Raw genomic sequence first — 19,915 nt, 5'->3', positions numbered from 1 at the left:
GACACTATGAAAACAGAAGCCAACACACCAGAGGAACTACTACCGCCCGCTGGCGACATTCACCGGCGCTTTACACCCGACAGCGTAAGCAACGCCCATTGCTGTGTTACCGAGCGCCTAACCGCCTTGGTGGGATTACTTAACGACTGTCTGACACTAGAGCAAGACAGCCAGACGGAAGGCGGCAACACACCGGAATACCTGAACATTCACACCCGCAACTATTTGGGGCTTGCCTCCACATTGCGCGGGCTTACCGATCAACTGAATTATTTACAGAGTATCGAGGCCACAACCCAGCAACTACCCGAGGTAACACCATGAGCCAATGCAGCGAGAAAAACTATTCAATACGAGAAATTATTACACCTAAGCACCGGCGAGCTTTAAAAAAGGAAAAGACAAAACTATACGACCAAAACCGCCACAGTATGCAAGCGCCTATTGCACCTGAAGGCCACCTCTTTACCGTCCTATGGCACCCAGGTAGCTACCGACTGAAGCAGCGAAGCTCGCCTTATTTTTTTCGCGAGTATCATGCAATGCGGTTATTAAATTTATTAAAGAAAAAGTACGGCAATAAAATGGCAATAATTTACGTGCACTGACTACCGCAAGCTAGGGCAGGCACTTACCTGCCCTTTTTTAAAAACTAGCGCTAACATCTTGCGCCGGTTCTTCTGGTGACGCTTCGCTTTCATCGTCACACATCAACATAGAGTTACGGATTTTATACACTCGCACCCGCTTTTTACCGCTGTTAGGTAATGGCGACGGTACCGAGAATTCCCCCTTTTTAACGGCAGTATCAGACAGAATAAGCGCGCCACGATCACGCAACAGCCGTGCAATACGCTTGTGATCCCAACCCTTGCACACACTACGCCGGAAGTGCTCAGGGTAAATATAAAACACCACATCGGCGGTATCCCCCTCTAGCGGGTCGGTGTCGATTTCCTCACGGCGATAACCCCACATCTCAGCGGTAGTTGGCACGTGACTATCAATAATCCGCTTACTTTCATCGGTGGGCGAATCCCAGCGTTTAAAGCGGCTTTCACCGTACTTGCTAAGAGTCTCGCGCACATGCTCTAGCATTTGCTTATCTTCAAGGTTGCCTTCACCCCCACGGGTTTCAATCCACGATGTAAAACACGCATCAGCGGCGCGTAAGGCTTCGCCTTTTTGCCAGCCCGTAACACCAAAGTGTGTGGCCAGCTCACCTGCCACACCTACTAGCGCAAACTTGGTCGCCGCTCGAGTCACTTGTCCACCCGCCTTAGCGGTTAAGTGGCCTTGCTTAAACCGGCTTACTTTCGCCACCAAGCGCTCACAAAATGCCGCCCGTTTATCACCCTCAACCGCAGACAATAACGCCTCCAGGTAAGCAGGGAAGGCCGTGCCGTAATACTTGGCCATAGCCTCGCGTAAATACTCAGACAACGCCGCGCCGCCGTCAAAGTCGTGTGCAGTATTAAACACCCCATAACGGTTACTATCAGATGTATTTTGGTGGAAGCTGGCTTTAATTCCGAGAAAGCGCATCTCTTGGCCACCTGTTACAGACTTGCCGCTCTCGGTTAGGTATTGCTCCAGTGTTTTTTCTCCATTGCTTAAAAAAGTAAAGCGCCAACGGTGTTGGTTGCCGCCCGCTTGGCCGCGATCATTGGCCCGATACTTACCCTCACCATTACCGAGCATATACACCACTTCACCAACAATGCGCGGGTCAACTTGGTTGATTTCGTCCAGAGCTAGCAATAGGTCAGAGTGCGCCGCCGCCAAACCCTCTAGCGCGTTATCAGTGGCGCGCCACGTCTTTTTATAATCATCAGGTTTGCCATAGATAGAACTCGCAACATTTAGCAGCGTAGACTTACCCCAAGAAGACGGCCCGTGAAAGTGAAAGCCCATTATTTCGTAACCCAATAGCTCTACCAATGGCGAAGAAAACGCAGCCGATACCGCAAACACCGCCAACGGATTACCCGCGCAATACTTGGCCACATTATCGCGCCATTGCTCTAGCGTCCCACCTTCTGAAAGCTTACACAGCGGCTCACCTTCCGAGTAATACATTACTGGCTCTTTGCTATCGCCTACGGTGCGAGCGGGTAATACAAAGCTGCCACGGTGCCAGCCCATTTTATAAGCCAAAGACACACGGCTTTTAATATCACCGCCCTGTAAATACTCTAATACTTTGCGCTTGGCTTCGCGGTGGCTGTCAATATCAAGCCCGCGATCAAGCAAACCCCGCACAACCTCAGAGCCGCCTTCAGCCGCAAACAAACGCGCCGGTATATTCCATAACTTTTCAACGCCGTCATAGTCACAAAAGCGCACCAACTTACCCCAGTTACGGCCCGAGCCTAACCCATCACGCGACAACGCCAGCACATCAAGGCGCGAGCATATACGGCGCTTTTTTTCGGCTTTAGCGTCATAAAAATACACGCCGCCATCGTCAACGGTATAACCAAACGGCGCGGCACTATCTGGCCCCTCACTATCGGCCTTATTATGCGATTTTGGCGCGGTAGGGGTGGCACTAGCGGCCTTACCCTCACTTGTTACTAATAGCTTGTTATCAGCAATCAGGGTGTTCAGTTGCTCAGGGGTAAAGCCTAACTCTAGTGCGTCAGCCGCATCAGCTTTATCAGGCCAATCACCCCCAAAGCTTGCCAGGTCTATCACTTCAAAACCTGCCACACCCACGGCATTAAGCGCCGCTTGTAATGTGCCAATACTTGCCGCGCCCGCATCATCGTTATCAGGCCAATACCACACCACCCGACCGGCAAGCGGTTTAAAATCGGTTTTACTTATGGCCTTACTCCCACCACTCCACGTTATACAAAGCCGCTCAGGAAACAACAAACGGGCGGCATCAGCGGCTTTTTCACCCTCGACAACCACCACGGGTAACGCCGTATCAAATTGCGCGAATTTCTCTAGCCCATAAAGCGGGCGATTGTCTGGCAGTTGCAACCAATGCCATTTGGTGTAACCGTTTTTAATACCGTAATTGGTGGGCCGGTATTCTTTTTTACGCTCGCCATTGGTACCGGTACGATCAAACCGCGCCACACGCATTAGCAGCGCACCCGCTACACTTAAATAATCCCAATAGTGCGAGGCATCACCTAGCTGATAATGCTTTTTAGGGCAGCTTTTGGCGGCGCTTGCCGGTGGTGGATAGACCGGCTCAAAGGCTGGCTTTTTCGGTTTACTTTTTACTGGTGGGGGTGCTGTAGTGTCGCTGGCATCCATACCTAAAAACGCCGCCAATCGTTTACACGCTTCGCCTTGTTCTAGGCGCTCTAGGTACGCCACCAAGGCGATTAAATCACCGCCCTTATCATCTGTAGCAAAGTCACACCAAACCCCTGTATTGACGTTAATGCTAAAGCTACGGGCGCTGTTATCGGCGCGCACCGGATTACGGGCCACCCATTCATGGCCCTGTTTTTTACCGTCCGGTGCCCAGTGACTACACACCGCCTCAGCACAATTAAGCGCAGCATCAGCCACGGCTTTAAAGTTTAATTTATTACCCATTATTCAACCCTTGGTTATTCGCCAAACCCCGCCCCAGTGGTTCACCAACAGGGCGCGGAAATACACGCTTAAAGCCTTGTTATTTACCGGCAAGAAGCAAGCGAGCGGCCATCGGTAAGCCATTCATTACCCGACGGGTGCAAACCCCACACCGGCCATGCGCGAAGGTCACGACAGGCAAAGTACTCAAGCAAGTTTTCTATAATTATTGGGCCTAAATCGGTGGGCCTGAACATGTAAAAATGACCACAGCCAGGTGCAGCAATGGAGCTACTAGAGCTATCACGGTGGCGCTTTAGCTCGGCATTGGTTACGCCTAAAAAAGCAAGCTCACCAGTAGACGGCAAAACGAATAAAAGTAAATGGCGTAAACCTGTATCATCATCGGCGGGTAGCTTAAGCGGATGCCGGTTTGTTGCCCGCTCTGCTACGCTAAATTTTTGTAAAATAAGCCGCCGCATAATGGCACGTGTAGCGCCCTTCTCAAACGATTCAAGTACTCGGTCAAAAAGCGCGGGGTTTTTAACTAGCGTACCGCATTCGTAAGATTCCACCGCATAAAAACGGTCGGCATCAGAGGCGTTATCACCTAGCGACTCAATTTCCGCTACGGCGGTTAGGCGCTTCATGGCCACGTGCCGTGCCCAATTATCTAACGGCGCTATAAGGTTTTTGGTTTCGTTATTGTTCAACATTACGCGGCCCCCTGCTCAATCAATCGGGCGATAAAGTCATCAATAACAGACTTAGGCCATACAGTAATGCCAGGCGATAATTTAACACCAGCCGGTGCTATGCCTTGCTGTACCCAAGAGTACCAAGTGGTTTTTGAAACACCTACGCGGCCACATACGCGAGCAATGCGCCATAGCTCTTCCGTTGCGGGGTCTAACTTGGCCTTTTGCTTGGCCTCAAGTAATGGATTTATACTGGGGTTAGCGGTGGCTTTACTTTCTGGTGGGGTTGGCTTTTTCGATGCGCTCATATTTGAGCCTCCTATACTGTTAAATACTCAACTTTCTACACAATGTGGAAAGGAACAGTTAGGAGAATGCCGGATTTTTATATTGCTTGTTTCCCTAAGAAATACGTTTAGGGGCCTACTTGTATTTCTTATTCTAAACTTATGGTGTTTATTCCATTTTGTACGTTTTCTTTAATTACAGAACCTATGTTTTCTTCGAGCCAACGGCGGGTGAGACCTCTATCAGATGCCTCAATTTCTATATCGTTAATAAACCCCTTATTTGTGCCTTCAATTTTGTAACCCTTAGTAGTTTTTTTTACCTGCTGATCTGCAACACGACCTGACAACCATTTTTTATTCTTATTTTCCTTTTTCTTCTTTTTTTTCTGCATATCAGCAGCCGCGTTCGAACTGGCCACAATACCAGCAGTAATTCGATGCTCTGCATATCTAAAATCAATGGCACCGGCCAGGTAACCGACTTGGGCAACCAAAACTAGGAGATCGCTTAACGCTGCTGGGGCTGCATTCAGATGCTCCAGCCCGCGATCAATGCTGGCCAGTAATTCACTTAGCTCCTGAAAGCGACCATCATTCCTTGCACGGTCGCCTAGCTTCTCAGAGGCCAACCAGTCGGGCCGATCTCGCTCAAACTCTCGCAACCGAGAAAGCACCAGGTCAAAATTTAATAAATCGGCTTCTCGGTATGACCACGCACAGGTATACGGATAGGGCTCACCCTCCACCGTCGCAGGCTTTCCGCCCAACGCACAGTGCAGCTTCAAAATATGGTCATAGGTTTCATTCTCGCCAAGAACACGAGGGGCAAACAAATCTTTTAGCGGGCGATTTCTTTCTATCTCGCCTCGCGCTTTATCCCGCTCTCTAGATGTATTTGACTGCCCTTTTTCCTTCGCCATACCGTACCCCTACGGAACCCAAAAATAGATTACCAAGGCAGCGCACTGGGTTTGCGCGCTTTCGGGAGCTACCCTAGCCTTGGTAAAACTTCAGCGGGGCGAATTAGTGTAAATACTTATCATTCGCCCAAAATATCCCGCTTTTGTAACGGGTGGTAACGGGTACACCACTGGCACCCGTTACCAAAAAAAACCACTTAACCTATTGAACATAAAAGACTTTTACAAAATGTAACGTAAGTAACGGGTGTAACGTGCCATAAACCCTTGGCCGATAATACAGGCGCATCAATTAGCCCTACGAAAATCACCAGCAACCACGGTAGGCGTTAATACTTCAGCTTTCAGGGTGTCCAAGTAATCAGCCCAGCCTTGCATCATGGCTTTACGCTCGGGTAGGTATTTTGTGCGGTTGTATGCCCTGCCGTTGGCATCTTTAACGGCGTGGGCTAGCTGCTGCTCGATATAGTCAACCCGAAAGCCCAACACCTCATCAAGCAAGGTGCGAGCGGTTGCCCTGAAGCCGTGCGGGGTTACTTTGTCTTTGTCATAGCCAAGGGTGCGCAGCGCCGCCAATACGCCAGCCTCAGACAATGGCCTGCCACCACGGCGGGCACTAGGGAACACATAACGGCCCGAGCCGGTAAGCGGGTGTATGGCTTTCAGTAGCGCTAAGGCTTGATCAGGTAGCGGGACAACGTGCGGTTGCCGCATTTTCATTTTATCGGCGGGTATTTCCCAGCGCTCTAGCTCAAGGTCTAATTCTGACCACTCCATATGGCGTAGCTCGCCAGGTCTTTGAAATAATATGGGGGTGAGCTTTAGGGCGGTGGCCACCTCCATAGTGCCCGAGTAAGAGTCGATCGCTATCAACAACGGGCCAAGCTCTTTAGGGTCGGTTATAGCGGCGCGGTGTGTTGCCTTAACCGCTACCAATGCCCCTTTTAAATCCTGAGAGATGTCACGATCACACCGACCGGTCACCACGGCATAACGTAACACCTGCCCCGCTACCCGTTTGGCACGGTGGGCGGTTTCGTTTAAGCCATCGGCCTCAATACGGCGTAATGCCCCCAGTAACATAGCAGGCGTTATTTCCATTACTGGGGTGCCCCCAATGTGGGGGCATAATTTCTTATTAACTATCCATTGCAGCTTTTCGATAGTGACCGCCGCCGCGCCTTCTGTACGGCGTTTCTCGACATACTCAGCACCAATAGAGGTAAAGGTATTGGCCACCGCCTCACGGCGCTGAAGCTTGGCTTGTTTCTTAGCTTCGCTGGGGTCGATACCTTCCTGCAAAAGGTCTTTAGCATCCCGCGCCTTCTCTCGGGCGGTGGCTAACGTCACGTTAGGGTATACACCAAGAGCTAAGCGCTTCTCTTTGCCGCCATGCCTATACTTTAAGCGCCAATAGCGTGAGCCAGTGGGGGTGACCTCCAAATACATACCAGCGCCATCGGCTAGCCTGTAGGCCTTTGCTTTAGGCTTTGCCTGCCGTACCGCCGCTTCACTGAGCTTGTTAATACTGGCCATTTTTAAAAATGCCCCCACCGCTTTTGAATGTGCCCCTAATTATGCCCCCACTCGATACCGGATACAATGGGGGCATATAGGACGGATACGGATAGGCCAGACACAAAAAAGCCCCGACTGGCGGGGCTTTTGAGACGATATAGGAGTATATCGGTTTGCTAAATGGTGCCCAAGGCCGGACTTGAACCGGCACGGCTTGCGCCACTACCCCCTCAAGATAGCGTGTCTACCAATTCCACCACTTGGGCATATAAGGGGTTAATCTAAACTTTTTACTACTGCGCTACAGGCTCCTGCCTAACGCGATATAAGTGCATCCTGCACATCATCCACCAAGTTGTCGGCAACGCCTCACTGGCTGCTCTTGCTTTTGCATCCTTGCAGTACCGCTTGAGCTAATCTATTACTGCGCGTCAGCTGGTACTGCGGGAACTTCGTCAACAGAGCTTGACTCATCGCCCATGCTCGGAACTTCTGAAGCAGCAGGAACATCCGACTCAGTGTCTGGAACCTCAAAACCACCAGACATAGGGACGTCACTGTCAGCGGGGGCGGATTCTAGCACAGCAGGAATTGTATCGTCAGCTATTGAGAGACTGTTTTTAGCAATAATAGCCAAACCAAAACTGGTGCAAAAGAAAACAACCGCAAAGATAGAAGTGGCGCGAGTAAAGAAGTTACCACTGCCCTCACTACCAAAAACGGTTTGTGATGCGCCAGCACCAAACGAGGCACCAGCAGAAGCACCTTTGCCTTGTTGCATTAAGATCAATGCAATAATGGCCAGCGCCGTTAAAATATGAACAATCAGTACTATTTTTTCCATGACTCCGCTCTCTTTGCGAGCTTACTGTGTTACGCCAGTAGCAACCTGTTCGGCACTCTGACATATCGCTATAAAATCTTCTGCGTTAAGTGATGCTCCCCCTAACAGGGCTCCATCAATATCCGATTCGGCAAATAAACTCACCGCATTACTGGCTTTAACGCTACCACCGTACAATATAACTAGGTTTTTACCCAAGGCACCAAACTGGCCACGAATAAAAGTATGCATTTCTTGTGCTTGATCAGGTGTGGCCGTCTTGCCCGTACCCACAGCCCAAATTGGCTCATAAGCTACAACGGCGTGACTAAATGCTTCTAAACCCGCTGCATCGATAACAACTTTAAGCTGTTTGGCGATCGCATCAAATGCTTGTCCTGCCTCGCGCGCCTGCTCAGATTCGCCAACACATAAGATGGGGATTAAACCGTTCTTTTGTGCCGCTAAAAACTGCTCGGCCACGTACAGATCCGTCTCAGCCTGCATACGACGCCGCTCATTGTGACCAACAATCACATAACGACAGCCGCAATCAAGTAGCATCTCACCAGAAACTTCTCCGGTAAAAGCACCATTAACTCGCGGATTAAGACTTTGTCCGCCGACATTAATCGGGCCTTCGCTGAGCATCTCAACCACTTGAGGTAGATACACAAACGGAGGGCAAATAGCGACATCAACACATCGCAACGGACTCCAATCAGCCAAAATGGCTTGAAGCAGCTGGTTGTTAACGGCAGCTGTGCCGTTCATTTTCCAGTTGCCGACGACCAACATTCGTCGATCTCCCTTGGACTGCAATGCCACTTTGTTGTCCTCCGTAAAACGGCCGCCAATGGTATCCGAACAAACATCAAGATACAACGATAAATTGCCTTAAAAACCGTAGGTTACACGGCTAATTAAGAGCTAGCTTAACCTCCTCGGCCAACTGCTTTGCCAAGCTCTTTACCTCGGCACGATCTTCGCCCTCCACCATAACTCGCACTACCGGCTCGGTGCCGGATGGACGCAACAAAACGCGCCCGCGGCCACCTAACTGTTGTTCGGCGGCGGTAACGGCGGCTTGCACAAGTGGGTCGTGATCTAAATCAACATCTTTTAGTCGGTGCACATTGATCATGGTTTGCGGCAGCTTGCTCATACCTTGTTTGGCGCTGTGCAGGCTTTGCCCCATAGTGCTAATAGCAAGCAACACCTGTAACGCCGCAATAATACCATCGCCGGTGGTGGTGACATTGCCGCAAACAATGTGGCCTGATGCCTCCCCACCCAGCGACCAGCCATTATTACGCATAGCCTCAATCACGTAGCGATCACCCACCTTGGCACGGGTAAAAGGCACGCCAAGCCCCTTAAGTCCAAGCTCAAAGCCGAAGTTACTCATCACTGTACCCACCACGCCACTGCAACCTCCGGCATGTTTGTGCTGATACGCCGCAATAATGTAGAGCAGCTCATCGCCATCTACGATCTCACCTTTATGATCGACAAAGACCAGTCGGTCACCATCGCCGTCAAATGCGATACCTAAATCGGCCCCCACTTCTAAAACTTTTTCTTTTAGAGCTTCGGGGCTGGTGGAGCCACAGCTGCGATTGATGTTAGTGCCATTAGGCTCGCAGGCAAATGGAATCACCTTAGCGCCCAGTTCGCTAAACACACTGGGGGCAATGTGATAAGTGGCACCATGCGCACAGTCGACCACGATTTGCATACCAGAGAGCTTAAACCCCCAGGGCATTGTGCCTTTGCAAAACTCAATATAACGGCCTGCGGCATCGTTGATACGACGCGCTTTGCCCAAGCACTCGGCCGTCATCATGGGCCGCTCTAGCTGGGCTTCGATCTCTTGCTCTATATCATCTGGCAGCTTAGTGCCTTCGGCGCTAAAAAACTTAATACCATTATCAAAATAACTATTGTGCGAAGCGCTAATCACAATACCGGCTTGCGCCTGAAAGGTTCGAGTTAAATAAGCAATACCAGGGGTAGGCATGGGACCCAGCAAACCAACATCGACCCCCGCATTTATCAATCCTGCCTGCAGTGCCGATTCGAACATATAGCCCGAAATACGCGTATCTTTGCCAATTAAAATTAAACCTGCGCCATCGTAGCGATCCACCAAAACTCGGCCAGCGGCCCAACCCAGCTTGAGCATAAAATCTGGGGTAATGGGGGTATCCCCCACTCGCCCGCGGATACCATCGGTACCAAAGTATGTACGACTCATTGTTATTTACCCTCGTTCTCAAACCAGCCGTCTTGTAAGGCTAGATGGACATTAATCATATCAGCAGTGGCGCCCACATCGTGCACGCGAATAATATTAGCGCCGCGCAACACGCTCTCGTGCGCTAAAGCCAGCGAACCCGGCAAGCGGTCACCGACATCGCGCCCAAGCAGCTTGCCCAACAAAGATTTTCGCGACAAACCCACCAACATTGGCAGTTGATAGCGCTGCAACTGCGCCAAGTTGCGTAATAACGTTAGGTTTTGCGCAAGCGATTTCCCAAATCCAAAGCCTGGGTCTACTATTATTTTGTCTCGCGCTATTCCGGCGGCCTGACAGTCGCTTAGGCGCCGGGTAAAAAAATCATGCACTTCAAGCATCACATCGGCATAGGTTTGCGCTCCAGCCATCGTGTCTGGCTCGCCGCGCATATGCATAAGACACACAGGCAAGCCCGTTTCTGCCGCTGCCGCCAAAGCGCCTTCGCGCCGCAAGGCGCGAACATCATTAATCAATCCAGCGCCGGCCGATGCTGCCTCACGCATAACAGTGGGGTTACTGGTATCGACCGACACCAAAGCTCCCAGCTCACCCGTAATCGCCGCAACAACTGGCACAACGCGCTCAAGCTCTTGGCTCTCAGATACTGGAGTGGCTCCGGGACGGGTAGATTCACCGCCAACATCGATAATAGTGGCGCCCTCGGCCAGCATTTGACTTGCCCGCTTTAGCACCAAGGTAAGATCAAGGCCTGCACCGCTAAAGTAACGACCACCATCAGAAAAAGAATCCGGGGTGGCGTTAAGCACGCCCATAATTTGTGGCCGCTCGAACGCCAACCGATGAGCGGCGCATTGAATAGGGGGAAGCACACTGGAGACAGACGAAAGCGGTGGTTTTGTGATCATTATTAGGCCGTGAAAAACAACGGGGAAACGTGTGACACTGAGTTGCTGTCGCGCATAGATCTACCGGCGACGGCCGTCATAATGTAACAGATCGCAACAACGAACAGATGCTAACAACCCCACGCATATGAGGTTGTTAGCATCTGAATTAAGCTTAATGATCTTCAGCAGGGCCGCCAATGGGGCCAGCTTTATCTTCTTTGCTTGCGCCTTTAGGAGCGTCGTCTGCACTTTCGCTCGCGCCGCCACCCCCCATATGGCTATTAAAGTCACCGTCATGCCAATCACGTGGCGGACGCACTTTGCGTCGAGCCATTAAATCATCAACTTGTTCAGCATCGATGGTTTCGTACTCCATCAGTGCATCTTTCATCGACTCGAGAATATCGCGATTGTCATGCAACAATTGCTCGGCGCGCTTATAGCAGGTATCAATTATCTGACGCACTTCCTGATCAATCAGCTTAGAAGTATCACCCGAGTAATTAATTTGCCCCGTACCCGGCATCATGCCTTCGTCTTCACCATAATGCAGCGGCCCTAACTTTTGCGACAAGCCCCACTTAGTCACCATATTGCGTGACAGCTCGGTGGCTCGCTCAATATCGTTGGAAGCACCCGTAGTAATACCGTCATCACCGAGGGTCATCTGCTCGGCGATACGACCACCAAATAAAGTGCAGATACTCGACTCAATCGCACGACGGCTCATACTGTACTTATCGCCTTCGGGCAAAAACTGAGTGACACCCAGTGCTCGGCCACGGGGGATAATAGTCACTTTATGGATCGGGTCGTGCTCTGGTACCAAGCGACCAACAATCGCGTGGCCGGCTTCATGGTACGCGGTATTTTCTTTTTCTTTTTCACTCATCACCATAGATCGACGCTCGGCGCCCATCATGATTTTATCCCGTGCCTTTTCAAACTCCTCCATCGACACCAAACGCTTATTACCCCGAGCCGCAAATAAGGCGGCCTCGTTAACTAGGTTGGCGAGGTCGGCGCCCGAAAAGCCCGGTGTGCCACGGGCAATAACAGAGGCCTCAACTGATTCAGAGATTGGTACTTTGCGCATATGCACCTTAAGCACTTGTTCACGACCGCGAATATCCGGCAAACCAACAACCACTTGACGGTCAAATCGACCAGGGCGCAACAATGCTTTATCGAGCACATCAGGACGGTTAGTGGCGGCGATAACAATAACGCCTTCGCTGCCTTCAAAACCATCCATTTCAACCAACAGTTGGTTTAGCGTTTGTTCGCGCTCATCATGACCTCCGCCGTGACCACCGCCACGATGACGACCGACAGCATCGATCTCATCAATAAAAATAATACACGGCGCCTGCTTTTTGGCCTGCTCAAACATGTCGCGTACACGCGAAGCACCTACACCGACAAACATTTCGACAAAATCAGAACCCGAGATGGAAAAGAAAGGCACCTTAGCTTCGCCGGCAATAGCTTTTGCCAATAGGGTTTTACCCGTTCCCGGAGGCCCAGCCATTAATACACCACGGGGAATACGGCCACCCAAGCGCTGGAACTTGCTAGGGTCACGCAGGTACTCGACCAACTCTTGCACTTCTTCTTTAGCTTCATCTACCCCTGCCACGTCGGCAAAGGTGGTTTTGATCTGATCTTCACCCAACAAACGCGCCTTAGATTTACCAAAGCTCATCGGGCCGCCTTTGCCGCCGGCACCACCACCTTGCATTTGGCGCATAAAAAACAAAAATACGGCGATAATAATTAAAATGGGGAAGCTGGCAATCAGCAACTGATACAACAAACCGGGTTTTTCTGGCGCAAGAGCGGTGATTTTAACGTTTTTATCACGTAGCTCGGTCATCAAACCGGCATCGGGTATCGACGGCAACTTGGTTTTAAAAGCCTTATTATCCGTCATCACACCACGAATATCTGACTCTTGGATGATAACCTCACGCACACGATCATCTTCAACCGCTGTGGCAAATTCGGAATAGCTCATCGGCTCGCTTTGCGAGGGCTGCTGAAAACCCTGAAACACACTAAACAGGACAGCGGCGATGATCAGCCATAAAATCAAATTTTTCGTCATATCGTTCAAGGTATATAACCCTCAATTTACATCAAGTCGGGCGCTTAACGCCGCTGTATGGTCATCTGCTTAAAATAAACACACCAGATAACTCAAATAATGATCTTAGGTTCACAGTATAGCCCTGTAGGTTTCACATAGGCCGTAATTAGCACTTTGACTGAACAGGATACCCCATTCGGCATCCGAGATTCAGTATTAAAAGCCTTTATCGCACTAAACAGCCCACCGTAGCGAGGCCCAAACTTGCATGGGCGCCTTAGCAAAAATGGCCCGCACCTTGGCGAGCCAAAACCTTAACACTAAACGCTATTGCAACTCTGAGACGAGCGACAAAACACTCGATAAAGTTCGATGCCGTATACTGATGAGCTGCTTTGACGGCACATTCCAGTTTATACGCAGCCATACCATCAATACTGGGGGCCATATCAGAAATTACAAGACCAACAAATGCACTACTGGTAGTGATTCTGTCCAAGCAACCTAATCACTGAGCCGTAAAATACACTTAAAGTTAGCGCTTGCTACTTTTTGATCTAGCCCTAGTAAATTAAATTTAGGGTACAATAGCCGCCCGCTAATGGGTGGCACCAAGTTTCTACGACGTTTCGCACAAGGTAACCTACACTATGTCCTCAAACTCCGAACGCAAAAAGCAATTTCGCTCGCTCGGCCACAATTTAAAACCGATTGTCACTATTGGCGATAACGGTCTCAGCGAAGGCGTTCTTTTGGAGCTGAATCGCGCACTGGATGACCATGAGCTAATCAAGGTGAAACTGGCTTTAGCTGAGCGTGAAGATCGCCAGCAGGTGACTGATGAAGTGCGTAAACTGCCAAAAACTGAAGTGATACAGCAAATCGGTAAAGTGCTGCTGCTGTTCCGTGCGGCCAAAAAGCCCAACCCTAAACTGTCAAACCTGCTGCGTTAGCAACAAAGATTTACAAGATGCGGCCAGCGCATCTTGTATGCCCACCCAGCAAAACTGCCAAGGTGGGCCCCACCTTTACCAGTCGCTTTATAAGTGCTCAACCTTGTCGATTTCGTATTCGACTTCGCCACCTGGGGTTCTAACCACAACCACATCACCTTCCTCTTTGGCGATTAACGCACGGGCAATCGGCGAGCTGATCGAGATCTTGTTAAGCTTCACGTCCGCCTCATCGTCGCCGACAATGCGATAGGTTTTTTGCTCTTCAGTCTCGACATTAATAATAGTAACTGTTGTACCAAAAATCACCTTGCCAGTAGCCGGTATAGACTTAACGTCAATTACTTGAGAGTCGGCCAACTTGCCTTCAATTTCCTGAATCCGTCCCTCACAAAAGCTCTGTTGCTCGCGCGCAGCGTGGTACTCAGCATTCTCTTTTAGGTCGCCGTGCTCACGGGCATCGGCAATATCTTGAATGATACGTGGCCGCTGAACTTTTTTAAGCTCTTCAAGCTCTGCACGCAAAGCCTTATCGCCCTCGACCGTCATAGGTACTTTTTTCATTGTGCAGCTTCCTTGTGAAGGTCTTGTAAGCGCCGAACCTGAATCTCACCGCCCGAACGCAGTGCCATAGCTACCGCTTCGCCACCGGCCAGCGTGGTGGTGTAATATACCCGACGCGCTTCGGCACTGCGGCGTATAGATGCCGAATCCCGTGTCGTTTGACGACCTTCAGTGGTGTTAATAATCATGGTGATTTCATCATTTTTAATCATATCAACGATGTGCGGACGCCCTTCAACCACCTTATTAACCACATCAACCTCAAGCCCTGCCGCGCTCAACACTTTCGCGGTACCGCGCGTTGCCACCAGTAAAAAGCCCAGCATTTTAAGATCTTTGGCAACCGCTACAACGCCGCTTTTATCGACGTCACGGACACTGATAAACACACGCCCACCCTCTGGTAATTTACTGCCGGCACCTAATTGGCTTTTGGCAAAAGCCTCGCCAAACGTTGCACCAACACCCATCACCTCACCGGTAGATTTCATCTCGGGCCCCAAGATAGGATCTACCGCCGGAAACTTATTAAACGGAAACACGGCTTCTTTTACATGGAAGTATTCAGGCACAATTTCTTTGGTAAAGCCTTGCTCCGCCAAGCTAATACCCGCCTGGCAACGCGCCGCAATTTTGGCCAAAGACACACCGATGCACTTAGATACATAAGGCACCGTACGCGATGCGCGAGGATTCACCTCAATCACGTAAATTTTGCCGTCTTGGTAAGCCAGCTGAGTGTTCATCAAGCCCACCACACCTAACTCAACCGCCATAGCTTTAACTTGCTCGCGCATCTCATTTTGTACATCTGCAGGTAGCGAGTATGGCGGCAATGAACAAGCCGAATCACCAGAGTGAACGCCGCATTGCTCGATGTGCTGCATAAAACCACCGATCACGACCTGCTGGCCATCGGAGACTGCATCAATATCAACCTCAATGGCAGCACTTAAAAAGCGATCGAGTAACACCGGTGAGTCTTCCGAGACCTTAACCGCCGAGTGCATGTAAGTACGCAACTCTTCTTCTTTATAAACAATTTCCATCGCTCGGCCGCCAAGCACATAAGACGGACGCACCACCAGCGGGTAGCCGACTTTCTCGGCACTGATCAACGCCTCTTCAAGCGAACGCACAATCGCATTCGGCGGCTGCAACAAACCTAAATTCTCGATCAGTTGCTGAAAACGCTCACGGTCTTCGGCGCGATCGATAGCATCGGGACTGGTACCAATGATGGGTACGCCTTCGGCTTCGAGGGCACGGGCAAGCTTAAGCGGCGTTTGACCACCAAACTGCACAATCACGCCTTTGGGCTGCTCTTTGTGAACAATCTCTAACACATCCTCTAGTGTTACCGGCTCAAAATACAAGCGATCCGATGTGTCGTAATCGGTTGAAACGGTCTCGGGGTTACAGTTGACCATGATGGCTTCGTAACCGTCTTCACACATCGCAAGCGCCGCATGGACACAGCAGTAATCAAACTCGATGCCTTGCCCAATACGGTTGGGGCCGCCACCCAGCACTAAAATTTTAGGCTTATTCGATGGGTTAGACTCGCACTCTTCGTCATAGCTTGAGTACATGTAAGCTGTCGACGTAGAGAATTCCGCCGCACAGGTGTCAACCCGCTTATACACCGGACGAATACCTTCGGCGTGACGAGCAGCGCGCACTTTGGCCTCTTTAACACCCAGCAATAAAGCCAAACGCTTATCAGAAAAACCTTTGCGCTTTAACAAACGCATGTCATCGGCGGTTAAGTCAGCCAACTTAGCTGCGCGTACTTTTTGCTCCAACTCAATCAGCTCGCGGATCTGCTCTAAGAACCAACGATCAATTTTTGAGGCATCAAACACTTCGTCTACAGACATTCCCGAACGAAACGCATCGCCCACATACCAAATACGATCGGCACCTGGCGTAGTCAGCTCGCGGCGCAGCCGCGAAGGGGTCTCTTCGGCGGACAAGTCCAACTTCGACTCAAACCCAGCAGAACCAACCTCTAACCCGCGCAAAGCTTTTTGCAGTGACTCTTGGAAAGTGCGACCAATGGCCATCACCTCACCCACAGACTTCATCTGGGTGGTTAAACGAGCATCGGCATCGCCAAACTTCTCAAAGGTGAAGCGCGGGATTTTAGTGACTACATAGTCGATAGAGGGCTCAAACGAAGCTGGCGTGGCGCCGCCTGTGATTTCGTTTTGCAGCTCGTCTAACGTATAACCAATAGCCAATTTAGCGGCGATTTTGGCAATAGGAAAGCCCGTCGCTTTAGAGGCCAAAGCCGACGAGCGCGACACCCGAGGGTTCATTTCGATAACAACCAAGCGACCATCTACGGGGTTCACGGCAAACTGCACATTAGAACCCCCAGTTTCTACACCGATCTCACGCAGCACCGCCAGCGAGGCGTTACGCATAATTTGCAATTCTTTGTCGGTCAGAGTTTGCGCCGGGGCCACGGTGATCGAGTCACCGGTGTGCACACCCATCGGGTCGAAGTTTTCAATCGAGCAGACGATGATGCAGTTGTCGTTTTTGTCGCGCACAACCTCCATCTCGTACTCTTTCCAACCAAGCAGCGATTCATCGATCAGCAACTCATTGGTGGGCGACAAATCTAGGCCGCGGGCACAAATTTCCTCAAACTCATCCCAGTTGTAAGCAATACCGCCACCGGAGCCGCCCATGGTAAAAGATGGGCGAATGATGCAAGGAAAACCAAACTCTTTCGGGACTTCTTTGGCCTCGTCCATCGAGTGGACGATTTTGGCGCGGGCGCACTCAAGACCAATGCGCTTCATTGCCTGATCAAACAGGTTGCGGTCTTCGGCCATATTAATGGCGTCTTCGTTAGCGCCAATCAGCTCTACACCGAATTTTTTTAATACACCATGCTTGGCTAAGTCCAACGCGCAGTTAAGCGCTGTTTGACCGCCCATAGTAGGCAGCACCACATCTGGGCGCTCTTTTTCGATAATTTTAGCAACGGTTTGCCACTCCACCGGCTCGATGTAAGTGGCATCGGCCATAGACGGGTCAGTCATAATGGTGGCCGGATTCGAGTTCACCAGAATGACCCGGTAGCCCTCTTCGCGCAGCGCTTTACACGCCTGGGCGCCGGAGTAGTCAAACTCGCAGGCTTGGCCGATGACAATCGGGCCTGCGCCAAGGATCAATACACTGCTTATGTCGGTACGCTTTGGCATTTTCGCTCCAAAATCTGTTGCCGATCCCGAGGGATCACTGGGCCGCTTTGTGCGTCTCAATCAATTCAATAAAGTGGTCAAACAAACCGTCGGCATCGTGCGGACCGGGGCTCGCCTCAGGGTGTCCCTGAAAACTAAACGCGGGCTTGTCCGTCAGATGTATGCCCTGCAAAGAGCCATCGAATAACGATTTGTGAGTCGTTTTAACATTGGCCGGCAAAGTAGCTTCATCCACCGCAAAACCGTGGTTTTGGGCGGTAATCATTACCAAGCCTGTCGCAACATCTTGTACTGGGTGGTTACCACCGTGATGGCCAAACTTCATTTTAAGAGTTTTAGCACCAGCGGCCAGCGCCAGTAGTTGGTGGCCAAGGCAAATACCAAAAATAGGAATACCCGTGGCTAAAATCTCTTTAATCGCCGCGATGGCGTAATCGCAGGGTTCAGGATCGCCTGGGCCATTAGCCAAGAATATGCCATCGGGATTCATCGCCAGCACTTCGGCCGCCGGGGTAGTAGCCGGTACAACGGTAATATCACAACCGCGATCAGCCAACATGCGTAGAATATTGCGCTTTACGCCGTAATCGTAAGCCACTACTTTAAAGCTGGTTTCAACGATAGCCGAGTGACCAGCACCCAGCGTCCAACTGCCTTCAGTCCACTTATAAGGAGCTGCGCAGCTGACCACTTTGGCCAGATCCATGCCTTTAATACCAGGGAAGGCTTTGGCCGCCTCAAGAGCTGTCGCCTCGTCGATTTCGCCAGCCACGATACAGCCATTTTGCGCACCTTTATCGCGCAGCAAGCGTGTCAAGCGGCGAGTATCGATATCAGCAATACCAACAACGCCTTTTTGAGTAAGGTAATCACCAAGGCTTTGAGTTTGACGGAAGTTGCTTGATAGCCGCGGTAAGTCGCGCACCACTAAGCCCGCTGACCAAATGGTCGCGCTCTCTTCGTCTTCCTCGTTAGTACCTGTGTTGCCTATATGAGGGTACGTTAAAGTGACAATCTGACGCGCGTACGAGGGATCTGTAAGAATCTCCTGATAACCCGTCATAGAAGTGTTAAACACCACCTCACCCACCGACAGACCGTCGGCACCAATAGCTGTACCGCGAAAGACACTGCCGTCCTCAAGCACCAGTAGTGCGGGTCTCTGAGCCCCAGTTATCAAGTCAACCTCCTCAAAAATTTACTTTCTTCATGCCGAGCGAAACGACCACACAAACCGAGGTGCGTCGCTGATTAAGATATATTTGCTCGGAAGTAAAAGCCCGGTCGTATGTTGCAAAAAAGCGAGACAAAGCAAAGTAGCTCCATCTCGCTTATCGTTCAGTATTCTGACGACCACTGGCGCGGCTTAAGTTACAGCCAATCTGAGGGCAAATTTTAGGCGAAATACGGCAAATTGTCCAATGCTAAATCAATGAGATCACCCGCCCAAAGGCATAATCCGCCCAAGTCATACTACCTACCTCCAGGCACCACCTAAAACTAAGGGCGCACATCCCCAAAAGTGGCGCAAGATAAATACGCATTAGGCCCGACGGAACAACACACTCAGGCAAATCCCCTTCCTCTGGTTGAGTTGCGCGCCACAGTAGTCGCAGTCAAAAATTATCACTACTCTTTGAGCCGAGAGTTAACCTCGGCACATCTCAGTGCCGGCCATTATGCTATCATTCGCCACTTTATTTCATTGTGATGACACGCCTAAAAAATGGCGCCCATATCAACATTACTTTCTTAGCTCTCGTACATTAGGCGCCACTCTATGCCCAGCCCCAGCAGCCAAAAGCGCTTTTTCTTATTGCTTCTACTTACCAGCCTGATTGCCACACCAATACTTTACGCCGCGGCGCTAATGCAACAGCTAAATGTTTATAGCACGCTCAGTATTAGCATGGGCGCCGGCGGTATTACCTTGCTACTTTATGGGCTGCGCGCTTTACCACGTCATATCGGCAACATCATCACCCTCACTGTACTTAGCGCAGCCCTACTCACTCGCCTAGCCTATCTCGGTCTGATCCAGTTCAGCGGCGCAGGCTTTAATGCCGAATTTTTTCTGCACTTGGGCGGTGAGTCCGCCGTTGCCGCATGGCGCTTATTCGGTTTGTGGCTTGCCGCCGGCATGATCGCGGCGTTA

At 50.7% G+C, this 19,915-nt stretch carries 16 protein-coding genes and 1 tRNA gene; 3 read left to right on the top strand and 14 right to left on the bottom strand.

Going from position 1 to position 19,915, the window contains the following annotated elements; all coding sequences use genetic code 11:
* Nucleotides 1–6: 6 nt before the first annotated feature.
* Nucleotides 7–324: a hypothetical protein gene (locus tag GILYN3_RS00740; protein ID WP_049721078.1), complete on the top strand. Its 318-nt coding sequence runs from the start codon at nt 7–9 to the stop codon at nt 322–324.
* 321 nt (nt 325–645) lie between these two features.
* Here the strand turns inward: GILYN3_RS00740 and GILYN3_RS00730 are convergent, their stop codons facing one another.
* From GILYN3_RS00730 to ftsH, 11 genes are all read right to left on the bottom strand, one after another.
* A complete protein-coding gene (locus GILYN3_RS00730; protein ID WP_049721076.1) occupies nt 646–3,561 on the bottom strand; it encodes a DUF927 domain-containing protein in 2,916 nt (971 codons plus the stop codon).
* A gap of 83 nt (nt 3,562–3,644) precedes the next feature.
* Nucleotides 3,645–4,256, bottom strand: coding sequence for a hypothetical protein (locus tag GILYN3_RS00725; RefSeq protein WP_049721075.1), 612 nt, complete (start codon nt 4,254–4,256; stop codon nt 3,645–3,647).
* Complete coding sequence (locus GILYN3_RS00720; RefSeq protein ID WP_049721074.1) at nt 4,256–4,546, bottom strand: helix-turn-helix transcriptional regulator; 291 nt, start codon at nt 4,544–4,546, stop codon at nt 4,256–4,258. The genes GILYN3_RS00725 and GILYN3_RS00720 overlap by 1 nt, the downstream gene beginning before the upstream one ends.
* A 128-nt stretch (nt 4,547–4,674) precedes the next feature.
* Entirely contained in the window at nt 4,675–5,448 is a 774-nt protein-coding gene (locus GILYN3_RS00715) for a hypothetical protein (RefSeq protein WP_049721073.1), read from the bottom strand.
* A gap of 288 nt (nt 5,449–5,736) precedes the next feature.
* Nucleotides 5,737–6,984: a tyrosine-type recombinase/integrase gene (locus tag GILYN3_RS00710; RefSeq protein WP_049721072.1), complete on the bottom strand. Its 1,248-nt coding sequence runs from the start codon at nt 6,982–6,984 to the stop codon at nt 5,737–5,739.
* A gap of 163 nt (nt 6,985–7,147) precedes the next feature.
* A tRNA-Leu gene (locus GILYN3_RS00705) sits at nt 7,148–7,232 on the bottom strand.
* 155 nt (nt 7,233–7,387) lie between these two features.
* A complete protein-coding gene (gene secG / locus GILYN3_RS00700) occupies nt 7,388–7,810 on the bottom strand; it encodes a preprotein translocase subunit SecG (protein ID WP_049721071.1) in 423 nt (140 codons plus the stop codon).
* Between the two features lie 21 nt (nt 7,811–7,831).
* The gene (gene tpiA / locus GILYN3_RS00695; RefSeq protein WP_049721070.1) at nt 7,832–8,587 is read right to left on the bottom strand and encodes a triose-phosphate isomerase; all 756 of its coding nucleotides are present in this window, start codon (nt 8,585–8,587) and stop codon (nt 7,832–7,834) included.
* 121 nt (nt 8,588–8,708) lie between these two features.
* A complete protein-coding gene (glmM, locus tag GILYN3_RS00690) occupies nt 8,709–10,046 on the bottom strand; it encodes a phosphoglucosamine mutase (RefSeq protein ID WP_049721069.1) in 1,338 nt (445 codons plus the stop codon).
* 2 nt (nt 10,047–10,048) lie between these two features.
* A complete protein-coding gene (gene folP, locus GILYN3_RS00685; RefSeq protein WP_084004983.1) occupies nt 10,049–10,954 on the bottom strand; it encodes a dihydropteroate synthase in 906 nt (301 codons plus the stop codon).
* Between the two features lie 154 nt (nt 10,955–11,108).
* A complete protein-coding gene (ftsH, locus tag GILYN3_RS00680) occupies nt 11,109–13,043 on the bottom strand; it encodes an ATP-dependent zinc metalloprotease FtsH (RefSeq protein WP_049722496.1) in 1,935 nt (644 codons plus the stop codon).
* A gap of 632 nt (nt 13,044–13,675) precedes the next feature.
* Between ftsH and yhbY the strand changes: the two genes are divergently transcribed.
* Nucleotides 13,676–13,978 carry a ribosome assembly RNA-binding protein YhbY gene (gene yhbY, locus GILYN3_RS00675; RefSeq protein WP_049721067.1) on the top strand — a complete coding sequence of 101 codons (303 nt, stop codon included), beginning with the start codon at nt 13,676–13,678 and terminating at the stop codon, nt 13,976–13,978.
* A gap of 87 nt (nt 13,979–14,065) precedes the next feature.
* Here the strand turns inward: yhbY and greA are convergent, their stop codons facing one another.
* From greA to carA, 3 genes are read right to left on the bottom strand one after another with little or no spacing between them, the layout of a single operon-like run.
* Nucleotides 14,066–14,542 (bottom strand): transcription elongation factor GreA, encoded by a 477-nt coding sequence (gene greA / locus GILYN3_RS00670; protein ID WP_049721066.1) that lies wholly within the window; start codon nt 14,540–14,542, stop codon nt 14,066–14,068.
* A complete protein-coding gene (gene carB / locus GILYN3_RS00665; protein WP_049721065.1) occupies nt 14,539–17,760 on the bottom strand; it encodes a carbamoyl-phosphate synthase large subunit in 3,222 nt (1,073 codons plus the stop codon). The genes greA and carB overlap by 4 nt, the downstream gene beginning before the upstream one ends.
* A 34-nt stretch (nt 17,761–17,794) precedes the next feature.
* Complete coding sequence (gene carA, locus GILYN3_RS00660) at nt 17,795–18,940, bottom strand: glutamine-hydrolyzing carbamoyl-phosphate synthase small subunit (protein ID WP_084004981.1); 1,146 nt, start codon at nt 18,938–18,940, stop codon at nt 17,795–17,797.
* Nucleotides 18,941–19,540: 600 nt separating this feature from the next.
* Here carA and GILYN3_RS16690 point away from each other — a divergent pair.
* Nucleotides 19,541–19,915, top strand: a 375-nt coding sequence (locus GILYN3_RS16690; RefSeq protein WP_198147252.1) for a hypothetical protein, incomplete at its 3' end; no start/stop codon positions are given.

This window comes from Gilvimarinus polysaccharolyticus, from assembly GCF_001187555.1.
Lineage (GTDB): Bacteria > Pseudomonadota > Gammaproteobacteria > Pseudomonadales > Cellvibrionaceae > Gilvimarinus > Gilvimarinus polysaccharolyticus.
This window is presented reverse-complemented; position numbering and strand designations above follow the sequence as displayed.